The 18,881-nt window shown below is 69.5% G+C and carries 14 protein-coding genes; 9 read left to right on the forward strand and 5 right to left on the reverse strand.

Translation table 11 applies throughout. From position 1 onward, the window contains the following. Positions 1-153 precede the first annotated feature (153 nt). The 7 genes from A5727_RS02255 to A5727_RS02285 all read left to right on the forward strand — a co-directional run bounded on the left by A5727_RS02255 (position 154) and on the right by A5727_RS02285 (position 9,888). Positions 154-1,098, forward strand: coding sequence for a hypothetical protein (locus A5727_RS02255; RefSeq protein ID WP_068243765.1), 945 nt, complete (start codon positions 154-156; stop codon positions 1,096-1,098). Beyond that, positions 1,095-2,609, forward strand: coding sequence for a hypothetical protein (locus tag A5727_RS02260; RefSeq protein ID WP_068243768.1), 1,515 nt, complete (start codon positions 1,095-1,097; stop codon positions 2,607-2,609). The genes A5727_RS02255 and A5727_RS02260 overlap by 4 nt, the downstream gene beginning before the upstream one ends. A 384-nt stretch (positions 2,610-2,993) precedes the next feature. Beyond that, positions 2,994-4,817 (forward strand): phosphoenolpyruvate carboxykinase (GTP), encoded by a 1,824-nt coding sequence (locus A5727_RS02265; protein WP_068243771.1) that lies wholly within the window; start codon positions 2,994-2,996, stop codon positions 4,815-4,817. A gap of 125 nt (positions 4,818-4,942) precedes the next feature. After that, positions 4,943-6,469 (forward strand): fatty-acid--CoA ligase FadD4, encoded by a 1,527-nt coding sequence (gene fadD4, locus A5727_RS02270; protein WP_068243774.1) that lies wholly within the window; start codon positions 4,943-4,945, stop codon positions 6,467-6,469. A 13-nt stretch (positions 6,470-6,482) separates the two neighbouring features. Beyond that, positions 6,483-7,418, forward strand: coding sequence for an enoyl-CoA hydratase/isomerase family protein (locus A5727_RS02275; protein ID WP_068243990.1), 936 nt, complete (start codon positions 6,483-6,485; stop codon positions 7,416-7,418). A 20-nt stretch (positions 7,419-7,438) separates the two neighbouring features. Further along, the gene (locus A5727_RS02280; RefSeq protein WP_068243777.1) at positions 7,439-8,572 is read left to right on the forward strand and encodes a CoA transferase; all 1,134 of its coding nucleotides are present in this window, start codon (positions 7,439-7,441) and stop codon (positions 8,570-8,572) included. Continuing rightward, positions 8,566-9,888, forward strand: coding sequence for an amidohydrolase family protein (locus A5727_RS02285; protein ID WP_068243780.1), 1,323 nt, complete (start codon positions 8,566-8,568; stop codon positions 9,886-9,888). The genes A5727_RS02280 and A5727_RS02285 overlap by 7 nt, the downstream gene beginning before the upstream one ends. Here A5727_RS02285 and A5727_RS02290 read toward each other — a convergent pair whose 3' ends face one another. The 3 genes from A5727_RS02290 to A5727_RS02300 form a co-directional block, all read right to left on the reverse strand. Continuing rightward, on the reverse strand, positions 9,889-11,052 hold the full coding sequence (locus A5727_RS02290; protein ID WP_068243783.1) for an acyl-CoA dehydrogenase family protein: 1,164 nt from the start codon (positions 11,050-11,052) through the stop codon (positions 9,889-9,891). It abuts the gene before it with no gap. Next, positions 11,052-12,164 (reverse strand): acyl-CoA dehydrogenase family protein, encoded by a 1,113-nt coding sequence (locus tag A5727_RS02295; RefSeq protein ID WP_068243786.1) that lies wholly within the window; start codon positions 12,162-12,164, stop codon positions 11,052-11,054. Before A5727_RS02295 ends, A5727_RS02290 begins: the two co-directional genes overlap by 1 nt. 83 nt (positions 12,165-12,247) lie before the next feature. Beyond that, entirely contained in the window at positions 12,248-13,150 is a 903-nt protein-coding gene (locus A5727_RS02300) for an alpha/beta hydrolase (RefSeq protein ID WP_068243791.1), read from the reverse strand. A 161-nt stretch (positions 13,151-13,311) separates the two neighbouring features. Between A5727_RS02300 and A5727_RS02305 the strand changes: the two genes are divergently transcribed. Beyond that, positions 13,312-14,532, forward strand: coding sequence for an alpha/beta hydrolase (locus A5727_RS02305; RefSeq protein ID WP_068243794.1), 1,221 nt, complete (start codon positions 13,312-13,314; stop codon positions 14,530-14,532). A gap of 54 nt (positions 14,533-14,586) precedes the next feature. Then, positions 14,587-16,002 carry a WS/DGAT/MGAT family O-acyltransferase gene (locus tag A5727_RS02310; protein ID WP_068243797.1) on the forward strand — a complete coding sequence of 472 codons (1,416 nt, stop codon included), beginning with the start codon at positions 14,587-14,589 and terminating at the stop codon, positions 16,000-16,002. Here the strand turns inward: A5727_RS02310 and A5727_RS02315 are convergent. Next, positions 15,971-17,269 (reverse strand): alpha/beta hydrolase, encoded by a 1,299-nt coding sequence (locus tag A5727_RS02315; protein WP_231991922.1) that lies wholly within the window; start codon positions 17,267-17,269, stop codon positions 15,971-15,973. The genes A5727_RS02310 and A5727_RS02315 overlap by 32 nt on opposite strands. After that, complete coding sequence (fadD12, locus tag A5727_RS02320) at positions 17,238-18,875, reverse strand: acyl-CoA ligase FadD12 (protein ID WP_197507562.1); 1,638 nt, start codon at positions 18,873-18,875, stop codon at positions 17,238-17,240. Before fadD12 ends, A5727_RS02315 begins: the two co-directional genes overlap by 32 nt. Positions 18,876-18,881 lie beyond the last annotated feature (6 nt).

The following is an 18,881-nucleotide window of genomic DNA, read 5'->3' on the forward strand; positions in this document are numbered from 1 at the left end:
ACCCAACAGTTGCCTATCGATGGTGGCGGGGGCCACTGCGAGCAGCGTCGATGGTGGCGGGGGCCACTGCGGGCCCGTCCACGACCGGCTCTGTCCACAACGACAGGGGGAGCGGGTCGCGGACCCGGGGCAGCAGTGCCACCATGGCACGAGATGAGTGAGGCGATCACGCGCAACTTCGGCGAAGCGCTGCGCGCACCCCTGCGGATCGGGATATCCGGTCGCCGAGGCGTCGGCCGTCGCGCCGTGACCGCGGTCATCGCCGCGTCTGGGCATCCGCTGGCCGGCGAGGGGCAGCGCCCCGATGTGCGCGTCCACGTTCTGGCCGAGGTGTGCAAACCGGAGGACCGTCGGATTCTCGATCGTGGCGATGTCGATCTCGTGGTGGTCAACAAGGCCGATCTGGCGGGCCTCGGCGGCGACGGGCCGATGGCCCGGTCACACCGACTGGCCGCGCACCTGACGGCGACGACGGGGGTGTCGGCCGTGCCCCTCGCGGCACTGCCGGCGCGCGCCGCCGTGGATGAGACCGTCGTCGGCGAGCGGGTGCTGGCGGCGGTGCGCACACTGGTGGCCCACCCGGCCGACATGAGCTCCGCGGATGCGTTCGTGGATGGCGTGCACCCGATGTCTGCGGGACGCCGGGCCCGCCTGGTGTCCGAACTGGGGCTGTTCGGAGTCGCGCACGCGGTGCTGACGGTGCGCGGTGACCCGGATGCGGACGCAACCCGGCTTCGCGAAGTGTTCCGGGCCGTCAGTGGTCTCGACGGTCTCCTCGACGGTCTCGGGAAGGCCGGTGCCCCAGCGCGCTACCGCAGACTCGTCGCCGCGCACCAGGCCCTCGAAGCCCGTGCGGTGACCGACACCGACGCGGCCGAGTTCCTGCATGCCGACGACACCGTTCTCGCGCTGATGGACGCCGCGGCCGACGTGCTGCGGGCCGCCGGAGCGGCTGCCACGGCGCGACGGGCGCCACGGGCCCAGGCGATCCGCTGGCGCCGGTACGCGGCCGGGCCCGTCTCCACCCTGCATCGGCAGTGCGGGCTCGACCTCGCCCGCGGCTCGCTGCGCCTGCTGGAGTCCGAGGGCCGGGCATGACCGGCGCTGCGACTGACCCGGTCGACGAACTCGTCGCCGCGCTCGCCCCCGAGGTGCCGCCGCCGGCGATCCGCCGGCGCGCCGCGGTGCTCGTGACGGGGCCGTGGCTGGCCGGGGCCACCAGCGCGGTGGTGCAGCTGCGGGCGCGTCGTCCGGATGTCGAGTTCATCGAAGCCGACGATCTGCGGCCCGGGCAGGCGCCCACCGCCGTGGTGTTCGTGGCGTCTGCCGTCGCCCCGCTGACGGAGTCCGACTGTGCGGTACTCGACGCCGCGGCGGCACACACCGACGTCGTGGTGGCGGCCGTGACCAAGATCGACGCCCACGCGAACTGGCGAGACGTTCTCGATGAGGATCGGCACATCCTCGACGCCCACGACGAGCGCTACCGCGGCGTGCCATGGGTCGGCGTCGCGGCCGCGCCCGATCTGGGCGATCCACGCGTCGACGACCTGCTCGGCGCGCTGGACGCGGCCCTGTCAGACCCCGCGCTGCAGCGACGGAACCGGCTGCGCGCCTGGGAGTTTCGCCTCAGTGACGCCGTGCGGCGACACCGTGTGGCGGTGGAGAGTCCTGGTCGTGAGGCCCGGATCGCCGCCCTGCAGGCCGAGCGCACCGAGGCCGCACGCGCGGTGCGGGTGGGCAAATCCGAACGCGCGGTGGCACTTCGCAGTCAGATCCAGCAGGCCCGGCTGCAGTTGTCGTACTTCGCCCGCAATCGCTGTGCCTCGGTGCGCACCGAACTTCAGGAGGACGCGGCCGAGGTCACCCGGCGGGGTGTGCCGCAGTTCCTCGGCTACGTCGAACAGCGCATGTCCGCCGTGGTGGGAGAGGTGGATGCCGGGATCGTCGAGCACCTCACCGATGTCGCGGTCGAGCTTGGGGTGGCGCCGGACCGGGTCGCGCCCGCGCGGGTTTCGGTGCCGGCCGTGGCTCGTCCGCCGTTGAAGTCCCGAGGGCTCGAGACCCGGCTGATGGTTCTCGTGGGCGGTGGCTTCGGACTGGGGGTGGCCCTGTCGCTGAGTCGGCTGTTCGCCGACCTGGCGCCGGGGTGGACGGTCGCGGGCGCGGTGGGGTGCACCCTCGTCGGGATCGCCGTCGCGGCCTGGATGGTCGGCACCCGCGCGCTGTTGCACGACCGCGCGGTGCTCGATCGCTGGATCGGGGAGCGGGCCGCGTCGCTGCGGGCCTCCTTGGACGAGGCGGTGGCCACCCGGGTGCTGGCCACCGAGATGGCGATGACGTCGGTGCTCGCCCACCAGGTTGAGGTCGACAACGCCCGGTTGGCGGCAGACCTGCGCCGCATCGACGCCGAACTGCGGGAGCACGCCGCCGCGCGCTCCCAGGCGGTCGCGGCCCGCGATGCGGCGTTGCCGCCCGTGCTCGCCGCGCTGACGCGGGTGCGCCAGGAGTTGAACGCCGGGGGCCACGACGGTGCGGGCGAAGACGTTGCTGGCCGCGAGAAGGACGAGATGTCTGTGATTGCCGCGCAGCCGGACCTCAGCGGCTGACGGGCACGCCCGGCCCGCGCGACATGCGCAGCCGGCACACAGATTCATGGCGAGACGCGGCACCGTGGAACGGATCCGCCGCGGCATTCGGCGCACCCTGCGGGTGGTGTGTTGCCGCGGCGTGCCCGCATGTGGACCATTCGTTCTTTTCCCGGCATTCTGGGAGGGTGGGCAACAGTTGAAGGGTGCCGAGCCAGACCGAATACCGCACTTGACGTTTTCTGAATCGTTCCTGTGAGTATTTGGACAGGGTCTCGATTGTCCCCTCATGTGTCGCCCGCGTTAACCTCTAACCAGGGACGACCGTCGATCGCGATCCGCCCAAAGCGAGGGGGTCTGCGTCCTCGAGGGTGAAACACGAATAAACCTGAGCAGGAGAACTTCATGACGTCAGCGACCATCCCAGGCCTTGATTCGGCCCCAACGACGCACAAGGGACTGCTCGCCTGGGTTGCCGAAGTTGCCGAACTCACTCAGCCGGATCGGGTGGTGTTTGCTGACGGCTCCGAGGAGGAGTACGCGCGGCTGGCCGATCACCTCGTCGAGGCGGGCACGTTTCAGCGCCTGAACGACGAGAAGCAGCCCAACTCCTTCCTCGCGTTGTCCGACCCCTCCGACGTCGCGCGCGTCGAGTCCCGGACGTTCATCTGCTCGGAACGGGAGATCGACGCCGGGCCGACCAACAACTGGATGGACCCCGCCGAGATGCGGCCGCTGATGACCGATCTCTACCGCGGCAGCATGCGCGGCCGGACGATGTACGTCGTCCCCTTCTGCATGGGCCCGCTGGACGCCGAAGACCCCAAGCTCGGCGTCGAGATCACCGACTCGGAGTACGTCGTCGTCTCGATGCGCACCATGACCCGGATGGGTCAGGCCGCGCTGGACAAGATCGGCACCGACGGATTCTTCGTCAAGGCGCTGCACTCGCTGGGGGCCCCGCTCGAGGCCGGCCAGAAGGACGTGCCGTGGCCGTGCAACGACACCAAATACATCACCCACTTCCCGGAGACCCGCGAGATCTGGAGCTTCGGCTCGGGCTACGGCGGCAACGCGCTGCTGGGCAAGAAGTGCTACTCGCTGCGCATCGCCTCGGCAATGGCGCACGACGAGGGCTGGCTCGCCGAGCACATGCTGATCCTCAAGCTGATCTCCCCGGAGAACAAGGCGTACTTCGTCGCGGCGGCCTTCCCGTCGGCGTGCGGTAAGACCAACCTCGCGATGCTGCAGCCCACGATCGAGGGCTGGCGGGCCGAGACCGTCGGCGACGACATCGCCTGGATGCGGTTCGGCAAGGACGGTCGCCTGTACGCGACCAACCCCGAGTTCGGTTTCTTCGGTGTCGCGCCCGGCACCAACTGGTCATCGAACCCGAACGCCATGAAGACCATCGCGGCGGGCAACACCGTGTTCACCAACGTCGCCAAGACCGACGACGGCGACGTCTGGTGGGAGGGCCTCGAGGGCGACCCGCAGCACCTCATCGACTGGAAGGGCCGCGACTGGACGCCGGAGTCCGGCGAGAAGGCCGCGCACCCGAACTCGCGGTACTGCACCCCGATGTCGCAGTGCCCGACCCTGGCTCCGGAATGGAATGATCCGCAGGGCGTGCCGATCTCAGCCATCCTGTTCGGCGGCCGCCGCAAGACGACGGTGCCGTTGGTGACGCAGGCGCGCGACTGGCAGCACGGAGTCTTCATCGGCGCCACGCTGGGCAGCGAGCAGACCGCCGCGGCCGAGGGCAAGGTCGGCACGGTGCGCCGCGACCCGATGGCGATGCTGCCGTTCATGGGTTACAACGTCGGCGATTACTTCCAGCACTGGATCGACATCGGCAAGAACGCCGACGAGTCCCAGCTGCCGAAGATCTTCTTCGTCAACTGGTTCCGCCGCGGCGACGACGGCCGCTTCCTGTGGCCGGGATTCGGCGAGAACAGCCGCGTGATGAAGTGGATCATCGAGCGCATCGAGCAGAAGGCCGGCGGACAGTCCACGGCCATCGGCACCGTGCCCACCGCGGGCGACCTGGACCTGTCGGGTCTGGACGTCGACGCGGCCGACGTCGATGAGGCGTTGGCGGTCAACGTCGACGAGTGGCGGGCCGAACTGCCGCTGATCGAGGAGTGGTTCGAATTCGTCGGCGAGAAGCTGCCGACCGGCATCAAGGATGAGTTCGACGCGCTCAAGACGCGTCTGTCCGAAAGCTAGAAACCTTTTCCGCGAGCGCTCACCCACGTACGGGTTCTGGAGATCGGAACCGTACCCCGGGTGGGCGCTCGCGGCGTTCTCACACCTCTTGACACCTGTCAAAGATGTCAAAGTAGAGTGCTGTCATGCAGATCCGTGAGCACATCGGGGCAGACAAGCCGGCCATCATCATGTACCCCTCGGGCACCGTCGTGACCTTCGACGATCTCGAGGCCCGCGCCAACCGGCTGGCCCATCACTTCCGCAGGCAGGGCCTGACAGAGGGCGACTCGGTGGCGATCCTCATGGAGAACAACGAGCACATTCACGCGGTGATGTGGGCCGCGCGCCGGGCCGGCCTGTACTACGTGCCGATCAGCACGCATCTGACCGCCGCCGAGGCCGCCTACATCATCGACAACAGCGGCGCCTCGGCGATCGTGGGCTCGGCGGCCACCCGCAAGATCCTGGAGAACCTGGGCCCGGAGCTGCCCGCGGGCCTTCCCGCCACGCTGCTCATCGCCGACGACGACCTCGACGGGTGGGCCCGCTACCCCGAGGCGGTCGCCGACCTGCCCGCCACCCCGATCGACGACGAGATCGAGGGCGATCTGCTGCAGTACTCGTCGGGCACCACCGGCCGGCCCAAGGGCATCAAACGAGAGCTGCCGCATCTGCCGCCGGCCGAGGTGCCCGGAATGATGGCGCTTCTGGTCAGCTTCTGGATGTCGCCCGACTCGGTGTACATCAGCCCCGCACCGCTGTACCACACCGCACCCTCGGTGTGGTCGATGCAGGTGCAGGCCGCCGGCCACACCACGGTCGTGATGGAGAAGTTCGACGCCGAGGGCTGCCTGGACGCCATCGCGAAGCACAAGGTGACCCACGGCCAGTTCGTGCCGGTGATGTTCACCCGCATGCTCAAACTGCCGCAGGACGTCCGCGCCTCGTACGACGTGTCCAGCCTCAAGCGGGTCATGCACGCCGCCGCGCCGTGCCCGGTCGAGGTCAAGAAGCAGATGATCGACTGGTGGGGGCCGATCGTCGACGAGTACTACGCCTCCTCTGAGGCCATCGGCGCGACGCTGATCACCGCCGAGGAGTGGCTGACGCATCCCGGTTCGGTGGGCAAGGCGATGACCGGTGTGGTGCACATCCTCGACGAGGACGGCAACGAACTGCCCGCCGGGCAGGCCGGCGAGGTGTACTTCGAGGGCGGCAACGACTTCGAATACCTCAACGACACCGAGAAGACCGCCAAGTCGCGCAACACGCACGGGTGGAAGACGGTGGGCGACATCGGCTACGTCGACGAGGAGGGCTACCTCTACCTCACCGACCGCCGCCACCACATGATCATCTCCGGCGGAGTGAACATCTATCCGCAGGAGGCCGAGAACCTGCTCGTCACGCACCCCAAGGTGATGGACGCCGCGGTGTTCGGCATCCCGGACGAGGAGATGGGGCAGAGCGTCAAGGGGGTCGTGCAGACCGTCGATGCGGCCGACGCCACCGACGAGTTCGCCGACGAGCTGCTGGGCTGGCTGCGGGACCGCCTGGCACACTACAAGTGCCCGCGCAGCATCTCGTTCGAGGCCGAACTGCCGCGCACCGACACCGGAAAGCTCTACAAGCAGACCCTGATCGCCAAGTACGGCGGCGGCGCGTCATAGTGAACCGGTGATCATCGTCGACCTGTCGGAGCCCGCGCCCCTGTCTGAGGGGGCCTGTCCGGCAGGCGTCGTGATCGCGACCGGCGACCCCGCGCACCCCAACGCCGAGTTCTGGCTGCAGCGCGCGACTTTCACCCTCGTCGAGGGGCAGGCTCAGGATCCCCGCACGGTGGCCGTGCCGTCCGTCGATGAGGCGCTGGCGGACCTGACCGACCGGCTGACGCGGTGGCCGCAGGCCGCGGCGGTCTGCGACGACGTGCTCCGCGCCGTCGATGTGCACGCGCCCGCGATGCCTGGCGTGATCACCGAATCATTGGCGTATTCGACGCTGCAGTCGGGCTCGGAGTTCGCGCGCTGGCTCACCGAGCGCGGGCCGGCCCAGGTCCCGAGGAACCCCGATCCCGTCCTGGCCCACCGTGACGGCGACACGCTGCACGTGCTGTTCAACCGACCCCAGCGGCACAACGCGTTCAGCACCGACGCGCGGGCCGCGCTGCTCGAGGCGCTCGACGTCGCGCTGCTGGACCCCGGCATCGACGAGGTGGTGCTGTCGGGGGCCGGTCCGTCGTTCTGCAGCGGCGGTGATCTCGCCGAGTTCGGCACGTTCGACGATCCGGCCAGCGCGCACCTGGCCCGCACGCGCTACAGCCCCGCACTGGCACTCGATGCGCTGACCGCGCGCCTCGGCCCCGCCTGCCGGGCCCAGCTGCACGGCCGCACGCTGGGCAGCGGCCTGGAGATGGCGGCGTTCTGCGGCACCGTGCGCTGCACCCCCGGCACGGTCTTCGGTCTGCCCGAGTTGTCGCTGGGGCTGATCCCGGGCGCCGGTGGCACCGTGAGCATCACGCGACGAATCGGCCGGTGGCGCACCGCCCACCTGGTGTTGTCTGGTCAGACGATCGACGCCGACACCGCGCTGGCCTGGGGGCTGATCGACGCGATCGACTGAGGGGCAGGGACAATTCCGCCATGGGCAGCCTCGGCATCACCGATTCGGTGCTCTCGCGCGCACAGGCCGTCGCCGACGACCTGTCTGCCCACGCCGACGGCTTGAGCCGCCGTGTCGACGCCTGGGAACTGCTCTCCGGCCGGGCCGCGCTGCTCGACCTGGCCCCGCGGGGCCGGGTCTCCGCCGGAGGAGCCACCCGACTGCTGCGCACCGTCGACGGCTGGACCGCGTTGACGCTGTCGCGCGACGACGACCTCGCCGCGGTCCCCGCGCTGCTCGAGTCCGATGCGGCCGCGGACGATCCGTGGCCGGCCATCGAACTCTGGGCCGCCGCCCGGCCGACCGGTGAGGTCGTGGAACGCGGAGTGCTGCTGGGCCTTCCGGTGGCAGCCCTCGGTGAGGTCGAGGCCGCGTCCCCGCGGGTGATCGGCTGTGGCACCGCGGGTCCGACGCGGCCGCCCGCGGATCTGCTGGTGGTGGACCTGTCCTCGATGTGGGCCGGACCGCTGTGCGGGCAACTGCTGGCCCAGGCGGGTGCGGTCGTGGTCAAGGTCGAGAGCCCCGGCCGGCCCGATGGCACCCGGCTGGGACCGCGCCGGTTCTTCGACTGGATGAACGGTGGAAAGCTGTGCTATGCAGTGGATTTCGACCGAGACCGGGAAGCGCTGAGCAGGCTGCTTCAGGCCGCCGACGTGGTGCTGGAGGGGTCACGCCCCGATGCGTTGGCGCGTCGCGGCCTCGGGCCGCACGACCTTCCGCCCCTGCCGGGCCGGGTGTGGCTGCGCGTCACCGGGTACGGCACGGATGTGGCCGGCCGCGATCGCGTGGCCTTCGGTGACGACGCCGCCGTGGCCGGCGGACTCGTGGGCCGCGGCGCCGACAGTCCGGTGTTCATCGGTGACGCCATCGCCGACCCGTTGACCGGACTCACCGCCGCCCACGCGGTGCTCGACGCGGTGCGGCGCGGCGGGGGACTGCTGGTCGAGGTGGCGATGTCCGCGGTCGCGGCCACCTACGCAGCGGATCCGCGCGGTGCTGTCGTCGGTGCCCCAGCGGCCGCACCGGCCACGATCCCTTCGGCTGCAGCCGAATTGGGGGCTCAGCAGGCCGAGGTCGAATCTCTGGTGGCCCAGCGGATCGGTCCCTCGTGCTGATCCGGCGGGCGGCGCTGCTCGACGGCGCCGTGGTCGATGTGCGGGTCGCCGACACCGTCACCGAGGTCGGCCCGAACCTTACGGCGGGCAGCGGGGAGGAGGTGCTCGACGCCCGTGGCGGTCTGGTGTTGCCGGGCCTGCATGACCACCACGTGCATCTTCTGGCCACCGCCGCGGCGCTCGACTCGGTGCGGGTGGGGCCGCCGCGGTCTCGCGCCGAGTTCGCCGCGGCACTGCGGTCCGCTCCGGCCGACACCGATGGCTGGGTGCGCGCGGTCGGTTATCACGACTCGGTGGCCGGTCCGCTGGATCGCGCGGTGCTCGACGACCTGGTGCCGGACCGGCCCGTGCGTGTGCAGCACCGCAGTGGCGCGATGTGGGTGCTGAACTCGGCTGCGCTGGCCCGTGTGGGGCTGCGCGAGCACGCCGACGGCCGACTGTTCCGTACGGACGCGCTGGCGAACTGGCCGCGGCGGGTGCCCGCGCTGGGCCCGCTGAGTGCGGTGCTGACGTCCTACGGCGTGACCGGGCTGACGGAGGCCACCCCGGGGCAGAGCCGCGCCGACATCGAAAACCTCGCTGCCGCAAGGCGTTCCGGCGAACTGCGGCAGCGCCTGCACTGCATGGCGCCACCGGAGGTCGAGGGGGTCGGCGGGGTCACGTTCGGTGCCACCAAAGTCATCCTGGACGACCCGACGCTGGATCTGGACGCACTGACCGAATGGGTTCGGCGCTGCCATGACGGCGGGCGTGCGGTCGCGGTGCACTGCGTGACCGACAGCCAACTGGTGGTGGCACTTGCCGCGATGCGCGCCGCGGGCCCCCGCAGAGGGGATCGGATCGAGCACGCCGCGGTGGTACCGCCCGACCTGCTCGGGGATCTGGCCGAACTCGGCGTCACGGTCGTGACGCAGCCCAACCTCGTCGCCGAGCGGGGCGACGAGTATCTGAACGACGTTCCGGTGACGCAGCAGTCCGATCTGTGGCGCGTGGGGACTCTGCTGGAGGCCGGCGTCGCGGTGGCGCTGTCCACCGACACCCCGTTCGGCGCCGCCGACCCATGGGCCGCGATGCGTGCCGCGGTGCGCCGACAGACCCCATCGGGTGCGATTCTGGGTGGGGCCGAACGTGTTTCACCACGCACGGCGGTGACGATGTTCCTCGGCCACGCGTCGGACCCGGCCCGTCCCCGCGCCGTGGCCGCCGGACAGCCCGGTGACCTCGTGGTGCTGTCGGCCGGGCCGCGGGAGGTCCTGAACACGCTGGTCGCCGAGATGGTCTCGGCGACCATCATCGGCGGTGAGCTTGTCCGGTGATCAGTGCGGCAGATCGCGGAACGCGGTCTCGCGGTAGGGCTCCGGTTCCTTCGGCAGGCCCAGGACCCGCTCGCCGACGATGTTGCGCTGGATCTGGTCGGTGCCGCCGCCGATCGAGGTGAAGTAGGCGTTCAGCGTCCGGAACGTCACGCCGTCACCGACCGGGTTGTCCGGGCCCGTCAGCATCGACTCGGCTTCGACGATCTCGGTCTGCACTCGCGCGGTGTCGTGCAGGATCCGTGACATGGCGATCTTGCCCAGCGCCATCAAGGTCATACCCTCGATACCGCCGGAGGCCTTGGCGCGCGCGGTGTTCCATTTGTTCACCGCGACCAGCGAGTCGATCCTGGCGATCTGTTGACGGGTGTGGCTGTCCTCGAGCTTGCCGAACGTGCGGGCCAGGTCGATCAGGCTGTCCTTGGGCTTCGCGTTCTGCACGGGCGACTTGCCGCCTTCGCGGGAGGTGCGGGCCAGATCACCCATCAGGCGGCGCTCATAACCCAGCGCGGTCTGCAGCACCCCCCAGCCGCCGTTGAGCTCACCGATCAGGTTCGCGGCCGGCACCAACGCGTCGGTGATGAACACCTCGTTGAACTCCGACTCACCGGTGATCTGGTGGATCGGACGCACTTCGACGCCGTCCTGGCGCATCGGGAACATGAAGAAGCTGATGCCGCGGTGCTTGGGCACATCCCAGTCGGTGCGGGCGATCAGCAGGCCGTAGTCGGCCGTCGCCGCGAACGACGTCCACACCTTCTGGCCGTTGATGACGAAGTTCTCGCCGTCCCGGTCGGCGCGCGTGCGCAGGCCCGCGAGGTCGGACCCGGCGCCGGGTTCGCTGTAGAGCAGGCACCACCTGCTCTCACCGCGGATGGCCGGCGGGATCAGGCGGCGCTTCTGCTCCTCGGTGCCGTGGTCGTGCAGCGTGCAGGCGAACAGGTTGGATCGGTCATGACCGGTGCCTTTGGCGCCCACGGCAGCGAATTCGGCTGCCACGATCCGTGATTCGGCGTCACTGAGGCCGCGGCCATACCACTCGGGCTCCCAGCTGGGCACCGCCCAGCCGTTCTCGAAGACCAGGTCGGCCCATTCGGCACGGTCCATGCCGGGCTTGAAGTTGGCGGCCAGCCACTCTCGGACCTCGGTGCGGATGTCGGTGCTCATCAGGCCCCCTTCAAGGTCAGGTAGCGCTCGCGGTGCGAGGCGGGGCTGCCGAACAGCTGCGCGTCGCCGCGGGCTCGGCGCAGGTACAGATGTGCGGGATGCTCCCAGGTGAATCCGATACCGCCGTGCGCCTGGATCGCCGTCGCGGCGACGAACACGAAGGCATCCGAGCAGTAGGACTGGGCCAGCGCGAGGTCCGCGGCGGCGTCTTCGGCACCTGCGTCGATCGCCGCGGCGACATGGCGCGCGGCCGAAATCGCCGACTCCGCTTCGAGCAGCATGTCGGCGCACATGTGCTTGACGGCCTGGAAGCTGCCGATCGCGCGGCCGAACTGGAAGCGCGTCTTGGCGTAGTCGACGGCGATGCGCATGGCCCGGTGGGCCCCGCCGGCCTGTTCGCTGACGAGCGCGACGCCGCCGGTCTGCAGCGCCGCGGCGAACGCATCAGCGCCCGCGCCGGCCGCACCGACCAGACGCGCCGGGGTGTCGGTAAAGCGCAGGCAGCTCAGTTTGCGGGTCAGGTCGACGGTGGTCAGCGGAACGGGCTCGAAACCGGCCGCCGCGCGCTCGACGGCGAACACCGATGGTCCCTCGCTGGTCTGGGCGAGCACGTAGACGACACCGGCAGGAGCCGCGTCGAGCACGAAGTTCTTCTCACCGGTCAGCTGCCACTGCCCCCCGGACTCGGTGGCCGTGGTGCTCAGGTCCACCGGCACGGAGGCCGACCGCCCCTCGGCGAAGGCCACGGTCGCGATCAGTTCACCGGCGGCGATGCGGGGAAGCACGGCCTTCTGCTCGGCTTCGTCGCCGACGGCGCGCAGCAGTGCGGGCGTCAGCACTGCGGTCGCCAGGAACGGTCCGCACGACAGCGCGGCGCCCAACTCCTCGACCACGATGCCGAGGTCGGACAGGCTCGCACCCGCGCCGCCGAGATCCTCCGGGATCAGGAGTCCGACGAGACCCATGTCCGCGAGTTCCTGCCAGACCAGCTCGTCGAAAGCGGTGTCGGTCGCCATCAGCTCGCGCACCCGAGCCTCGGTGAAATGCCTGGTGGTCAAGGCCGCAACGGCCTCGCGCAACGCCTTCTGCTCGGCGGTCACACTCACTTTCATGCCAACAGTGTCACAGACGCCGCAAGCATGCGCGACGCCGGGTTGACACGTGTCGAGTTTTTCTGCCGACGTCCCCGCGGTGCTCAGGCCAGCGCGGCCGCCAGGCTCTCGCACTGGGCGCGGAAGAACTTCTTCGAGACATGCTTCTGCGGGGCGATCTGATCGAAGCCGTGGAACGCGCCCTCGACGATGTCGACCGTGCAGGGCACGCCGGCCGCGCGCAGTCTTTCGGCGTAGGCGAGATCCTCGTCGTGGAACAGGTCGAGGGTTCCCACACCGACCCAGGCCGGGGGCAGACCGGCCAGGTCCGTGCGGCGCGCGGGCACGACGGCATCGGGATCGGCGTCGCCCAGATAGGACTGCCAGCCGAACTGGTTGCTGCGGGCATCCCAGAGGCGGAAGCCGGGATTGTCGCCCCGGTTGTCCCTGCCGGTGCGGTCGTCGAGCATCGGATAGACCAGGTGCTGAGCCACCGGCGTGACTTCGCCTCGGTCACGGGCCAGGAACGCCAACTGTGCCGCCAGGCCGCCGCCGGCGCTGCCGCCGGCGATCACGATCCGGTCCGGATCCACCGACGGCAGCCGCGCCAGCCAGGTCAGCGCGGAGTGGCACTGCTCCAGCGCGGTGGGATGGCGGTGCTCCGGCGACAGCCCGTATTCCACGGCGGCAGTGGTGATCCCGAGTTCCTCGGTGAACCTGCGGCAGAGATGGTCGTCCTGGGCGGCCGTGCCGATGACATAGCCGCCGCCGTGCAGCCAGAGCATCGCGGGTCCCGGTGAACGCTGACCGGCCGGGCGATGCAGGCGGATCTCGACACCGTCGCTGGTGGTCAGCACCAGAAGGTTCTTGGCGGGCAGGCGCTTCTGCAGTCGCGACCCCATCCGGAACAGCGGGAGCGTGGTGGCGCGGATCGGTGAACGCGGGACGACGCGGGCCGCCTGCCGAAGGTCGGGATGCACCCAGTGCCGCGAGGTCTCGACCGCCATACCGTCGACCCTACTGTGGAGCTCGGGCCAGTCCTGCTGAAGTGCTCGCCTTCACGATCAGCGCGGCGTGTCGCGCCCCGACACGCGCCGGGTGTGACGTCGAGTAGACAGTTTGGCGAAGTTGTCGTTACCGGTGGGTAGTGCGGGGGTACTCTCGCGAAATGACGGTCAGACCCGAGACCCGGTTTCCGGGTCCGACGTTGTGGTCCCGCGCCAACTGGCTGCTGCGCGCACGCCCTTCCGACTACGTGCTGGCGGCCAGCCTCGCCTCGACGCAGCTGCCGGTCGTCGGCAGGCACTTGGAACCCCTCGGCGGGTACGCCGCGATGAGCGTGTGGGGCATGCGGCACGCCCCGGACATCGTCGCCGCATCGGCGAAGTCATGGTTCGCCCCCGGCGCGGGTGAACTCCGCAGGAGTCAGCGGGATCAGACCCACGCGGTCTCCCATGCGGCGCTGCGCGGGGTCGTCCCACCCGCTGACCTCGAGATCGAGTGGCCGGCGCCAGAGCGCACCCCGCCGGTGCTCAAGGCGCTCGAACACCGCCGGCATCTGCACCGCGGATCGGTGCGCTACGGCGACAGCCCAACCCAGCTGCTGGACGTCTGGCGTCGCAAAGACCTGCCGGCAGGCGCACCCGTGATGATCTTCGTCCCGGGTGGGGCATGGGTGCACGGAAGCCGAATCCTGCAGGGGTACGCGCTGATGTCGCACCTCGCGGAGAACGGGTGGGTGTGTCTTTCGGTCGACTACCGCGTGTCGCCCAACCACCGCTGGCCTCAGCACGTGCACGACGTCAAGGCCGCGATCGCGTGGGCGCGCGCCAACGTCGACAGGTTCGGCGGTGATCGCAACTTCGTGGCGATCGCCGGCTGTTCGGCGGGCGGGCATCTGGCGGCGCTGGCCGGTCTGACCGCCAATGACCCGGCGTTCCAAGAACATCTGGCGGACGGGTCGGACACGTCGGTCGACGCGGTCGTCGGGATCTACGGGCGCTACGACTGGGAGGACAGGTCCACCACGGAACGGGTGCGGTTCGTCGACTTCCTCGAGCGCGTCGTCGTCAAGCAGCGCATCGACGCCAACCCCGGGGTCTTCCGCGATGCGTCGCCGATCGCCAGGGTGCATCGCGATGCGCCGCCGTTCTTCGTGGTGCACGGCAGCGGGGACACCATCATCCCGGTCGAGCAGGCCCGCGCCTTCGTGCACCGGCTGCGGGACGTGTCGACATCGCCGGTCGGATACGTCGAACTCCCAGGCGCCGGGCACGCGTTCGACATGACCGACGGTGCGCGCACGGGTTCTGCCGCGACGGCAATTAAGCTGTTCCTCAATGAGATTCATCGCACTCGTCACACAATCGGGGCCAAACAGATCATCTGAACCACCCTCCGCTGTAATGTCCCGTGCTAGGGCGGGGCGAAACGGAGGGGTGCGATGAAGAGACTCACCGGGTGGGATTCGTTCCTGCTCTACAGCGAAGCGCCCAACGTGCACATGCACACCCTCAAGATCGCGATCGTCGAGATGGTGGATCTGGGGGGCCGCAGCTTCGGCATCGACGAGTTCCGCGAAGTCATCCGAAGTCGGCTGCACCTGCTGGAACCGCTGTGCTGGGAGCTGGTGGACATCCCGTTCAAATTCCACCACCCGATGTGGCGGCAGAACTGCAACGTCGACTTGGAGTACCACGTTCGGCCGTTGACGCTGCCCGCTCCCGGTGGGCGCCGCGAACTCGACGTCGCCATCGGCGAGATCGCCTCCGTGCAGCTGGACCGCAGTCGACCGCTGTGGGAGATGTACTACATCGACGGTCTCGCCGACGGCCGCATCGCTGTGGTCAACAAGATCCATCACGCGCTCGCAGACGGAGTGGCCTCGGCCAACCTGCTGGCCCGGGGCATGGACCCGGAGGCCGACCAGGACGTCGGTCCGGATTACGCACCCGACCCGCCGCCCACCCGCTCGCAGCTGGTGCGGTCTGCGTTCCGCGATCACTTCCGTCAGATCGGCAAGGCGCCCTCGACGCTGAAGTACACCGCAGAAGGCGTGCAGCGCGTGCGGCGCAGTTCCCGTAAGTTCTCCCCGGAACTGACCCGGCCGTTCACCCCGCCTCCGACCTTCATGAACCACAAGATCAGCCCGGAGCGGCGGTTCGCCACCGCCTCGTTGTCGCTGGCCGACATCAAGGACACCAAGAGTGCGCTGGGGGTGTCCATCAACGACCTGGTGCTGGGCATCTCGGCCGGCGCGCTGCGGGAACTGCTGCTGCGCTACGACGGTCACGCCGACCAACCGCTCTTGGCGTCGGTGCCGGTCAGCTTCGACTTCTCTCCGGAACGCATCTCGGGCAATCGCTTCACGGGCGTGCTGATGCCGGTGCCCGTGCACCTCGACGACCCGCTGAGCCGGGTGCAGCACACGCATGAGGCGGCCGCCACAGCCAAGGAGAGCAACTTCCTGATCGGCCCGGAGCTGGTGAGTCGCTGGTCGGACTACGTGCCGCCGGCCGGGATGGAGGCGCTGTTCCGGTGGCTGTCGGGCAAGGACGTCGCCAACAAGGTGTTCAACCTCAACATCTCCAACGTGCCCGGCCCACGTGAGTACGGGCGGGTCGGCGGTGCCCTGGTCACCGAGATCTACAGCGTCGGCCCGGTCACGGCGGCCAGCGGCCTGAACATCACGGTGTGGAGTTATGTCGACCAGCTCAACATCTCGGTGCTGGCCGACAGGGACACGCTTGACGACGCGCACGAACTGACCGCCGCGATGGTCGCGGAGTTCGTCGAAATCCGCCGTGCGGCAGGGCTTTCCGAGCCGCTCAGGGTAGTCGAGAAGGCGATGGCGCAGTAGCCTCCGACGTCACGTGCTTGCGTGCCTGGACGTAGGACAGGAACCGCTCGATGGCTTCGGCCGTGTAATGCCCACGTGGCGAGCCGAAGATGTCGAACGCGTGCTGAGCGTGCGGGATCTCCGAGTAGGCCACGGCCGAGTTCGACACCGCCCGCAGTGCTTCGACGAACTCGCGGGCCTCGGGCACCGGGATCAGTGAGTCGTCGGTGCCGTGCAGGACGAAGAACGGTGGCGCATCGGCGCGCAGGCGCTTGATGGGGGAGGCGTCGAGGTACAGCTGCCGGTTCTTGGTCAGCCCGACCTTGGTGACCACCCAGCTCAGAAGCTGCATGAACTCGCGGCGGCCCCGGCCCTCGGTGCTGAACCAGTCGTAGCGGCCGTACACCGGCACCGCGGCCACCACCGAGGTGTCGGCGTCTTCGAACCCGGGCTGGAAGTCGGGGTCGTTGGGGGTCAGGGCGGTCAGCGCGGTCAAGTGTCCGCCCGCCGATCCGCCGGTGATCGCCACGAAGTCCGGGTCGCCGCCGTAGTCGGCGATGTTCTCCTTGATCCAGGCCAGCGCGCGTTTGACGTCGACGATGTGGTCCGGCCAGGTGTTGCGCGGGCTGACCCGGTAAGCGATCGACACGCACACCCACCCGCGTTCGGCCAGATGACTCAGCAGGGGATAGGCCTGGGGGCGCCGCATGCCGATGGTCCAGGCGCCGCCGGGGACCTGCAGCAGCACGGGCGCCTTCCCGTCCTTGGGCAGATCGGCGCGCCGCCAGATGTCGGCCAGGTTGGCCCCGCCGTAGGGGCCGTAGGAGATGGTCCCGGCCTTCTCGACGTAGCGGCGACGGGAGAAGCCGGTGCCGACCACGCCCGCGTGCTTGCGGGCCTGCTGGGCCGGCTGCGATGTGGCCGCGACGTCGCGGTAGTCATCCCCGAGCGCCTCCCGCAGGCCCGCGTCGAAGAACGGTTCGGACTTGACGTTGCGTCGCGTCAACAGCGCCAGCAGGCCCCACGAGACGGCGTGCAGCAGCAGCGCCAGGCGCCCACGACCGTTGGAGAAGTCGCCGCGGATGCCGCGGCGCAGCGCGTCGGCCGCGGACGCGGCCAGGTAGAACGGCGCCAGTTCCGTGGTGGGCCAGCCGAATGCGAAGACGGGGATGGACAGGTACCCGTTGCGCGCCAGGGGTCGAACGCCGTTGGCGGAGTTGGCCAACTCAAGGGCGGCACGGGTCAGCGTCCACGTGTCATTCGGTTTTCGCCTGAGCCTCAAGTTCACGGCGCAGCACCTTTCCGGTGTTGTTGCGGGGCAGTTCGTCCAGCACGGTGATGGTTCGGGGCACCTTGTAGTTGGCCAGGTTCTCCCGGACATGTGCTTTCAGGTCGTCGGGGGACGCTGCGGCGCCGTCGGTGAGGACGACGAAGGCCACCAACCTCTGACCGTACTCCTGGTCGTCGACTCCGATCACGCTCGCTTCCGCGACGTCCGGGTGTGCGGTCAGGGTCTTCTCGACTTCGATGGGGTAGACGTTCTCGCCCCCGGAGACGATCATCTCGTCGTCGCGGCCGACCACGAAAAGCCTTCCGGCATCATCGAATCGGCCCAGATCGCCGGAGGCCATGAACCCCTCGTGGAAGCTCTTGGTGGCCCCGTTGGTGTACCCGTCGAACTGTGAGCCGTTTCGCACGAAGATCTGGCCGATCTCACCGACCGGGACCTCGCGGTGCTCGGCGTCGAGGATGCGCACCTCGGTGCCCACCGCGGGTCTGCCCGCGGTGTCGGGTGCGGCCCGCAGGTCGGCTGGCGTGGCGGTGGCGATCATGCCGGCCTCGGTGGCGTTGTAGTTGTTGTAGATGACGTCGCCGAACTCATCCATGAACCTGGTCACCACATCGGGGCGCATGCGGGATCCCGACGCCGTGGCGAACCTCAGCGAACGCCCGCTGTAGCGGGCCCGCACGTCGTCGGGCAGGTCCATGATGCGGTCGAACATCACCGGCACCACGCACAGTCCGTAGGCGCGGTGTCGGTCGACCAGCTCCAGGGTGGCCTCGGCGTCGAACTTGCGCCGGGTGACCACGGTGCACGCCATCGACGCCGCGAACACCAGTTGGGAGAATCCCCAGGCGTGGAACATCGGGGCGACCACGACGACGGTCTTGTCGGTGCGCCACGGCACCCGGTCCAGGATCGCCTTGAGTTCACCCAGTCCGCCGCCGGCGTGCTTGGCGCCCTTGGGGGTTCCCGTGGTGCCCGAGGTGAGCAGGATCAGCCGCCCCCGGGACTCGGGCGGTTCGGGCCGGCTCCCGAGGTGGTCCTCGATGAGCTTCTCGACGGTGTCGTGGCCCGGTGGCGAGTCGGTCCAGGCGACGACCCGGGTGGCCTCGGGGCGGTCGGCCAGTGCGCGATCCACGGTGGTCGTGAACTCTTCGTCGTAGATCAGGACGTCGACGTTCTCCCGGTTGACCACCTCGGCGAGTGCCGGACCGGCGAACGAGGTGTTCAGCAGCAGCACGTCGGCACCGATCCGGGTGGCCGCGATCAGGGATTCGACGAACCCGCGGTGGTTGCGGCACATGATGCCGACGCAGCGCGCACCCTGGTCCTGCAGTGCGACGGCCAGCGCGTCCGCACGCCGGTCGATCTGGGCGAAGGTCAGCTCACCGATCTCGTCGACGAGCGCCACGGAGTCGGGGCTGCGCTGCGCCGACATCGCGAAACCGCTTGCCACTGAGCGTGCTTCGCGCTGCGCCGCGGCCATCACGCGCAGGTATTTGTCGGGACGCATGGGGGCGATCACGCCCGCGCGCGCCATCGTGGTGATGAGACCGGCAGCCGAGAGCACCGGGGAGGCCAACTGGCCCAGAACCGGGATGTTGAGCATCCGGGG

The sequence above is a fragment of the Mycobacterium sp. ACS4331 genome, from assembly GCF_001667265.1.
In the GTDB taxonomy this organism is placed as follows: Bacteria; Actinomycetota; Actinomycetes; order Mycobacteriales; family Mycobacteriaceae; genus Mycobacterium.

Coding starts and splice junctions, on each gene's coding strand:
- A5727_RS02255 (WP_068243765.1), top strand. CDS start 154: ATGAGTGAGGCGATCACGCGCAACTTCGGCGAAGCGCTGCGCGCACCC.
- A5727_RS02310 (WP_068243797.1), top strand. CDS start 14,587: ATGAAGAGACTCACCGGGTGGGATTCGTTCCTGCTCTACAGCGAAGCG.
- fadD4 (WP_068243774.1), top strand. CDS start 4,943: ATGCAGATCCGTGAGCACATCGGGGCAGACAAGCCGGCCATCATCATG.
- A5727_RS02260 (WP_068243768.1), top strand. CDS start 1,095: ATGACCGGCGCTGCGACTGACCCGGTCGACGAACTCGTCGCCGCGCTC.
- A5727_RS02300 (WP_068243791.1), bottom strand. CDS start 13,150: ATGGCGGTCGAGACCTCGCGGCACTGGGTGCATCCCGACCTTCGGCAG.
- A5727_RS02280 (WP_068243777.1), top strand. CDS start 7,439: ATGGGCAGCCTCGGCATCACCGATTCGGTGCTCTCGCGCGCACAGGCC.
- A5727_RS02265 (WP_068243771.1), top strand. CDS start 2,994: ATGACGTCAGCGACCATCCCAGGCCTTGATTCGGCCCCAACGACGCAC.
- A5727_RS02295 (WP_068243786.1), bottom strand. CDS start 12,164: ATGAAAGTGAGTGTGACCGCCGAGCAGAAGGCGTTGCGCGAGGCCGTT.
- fadD12 (WP_197507562.1), bottom strand. CDS start 18,875: ATGCTCAACATCCCGGTTCTGGGCCAGTTGGCCTCCCCGGTGCTCTCG.
- A5727_RS02305 (WP_068243794.1), top strand. CDS start 13,312: ATGACGGTCAGACCCGAGACCCGGTTTCCGGGTCCGACGTTGTGGTCC.
- A5727_RS02290 (WP_068243783.1), bottom strand. CDS start 11,052: ATGAGCACCGACATCCGCACCGAGGTCCGAGAGTGGCTGGCCGCCAAC.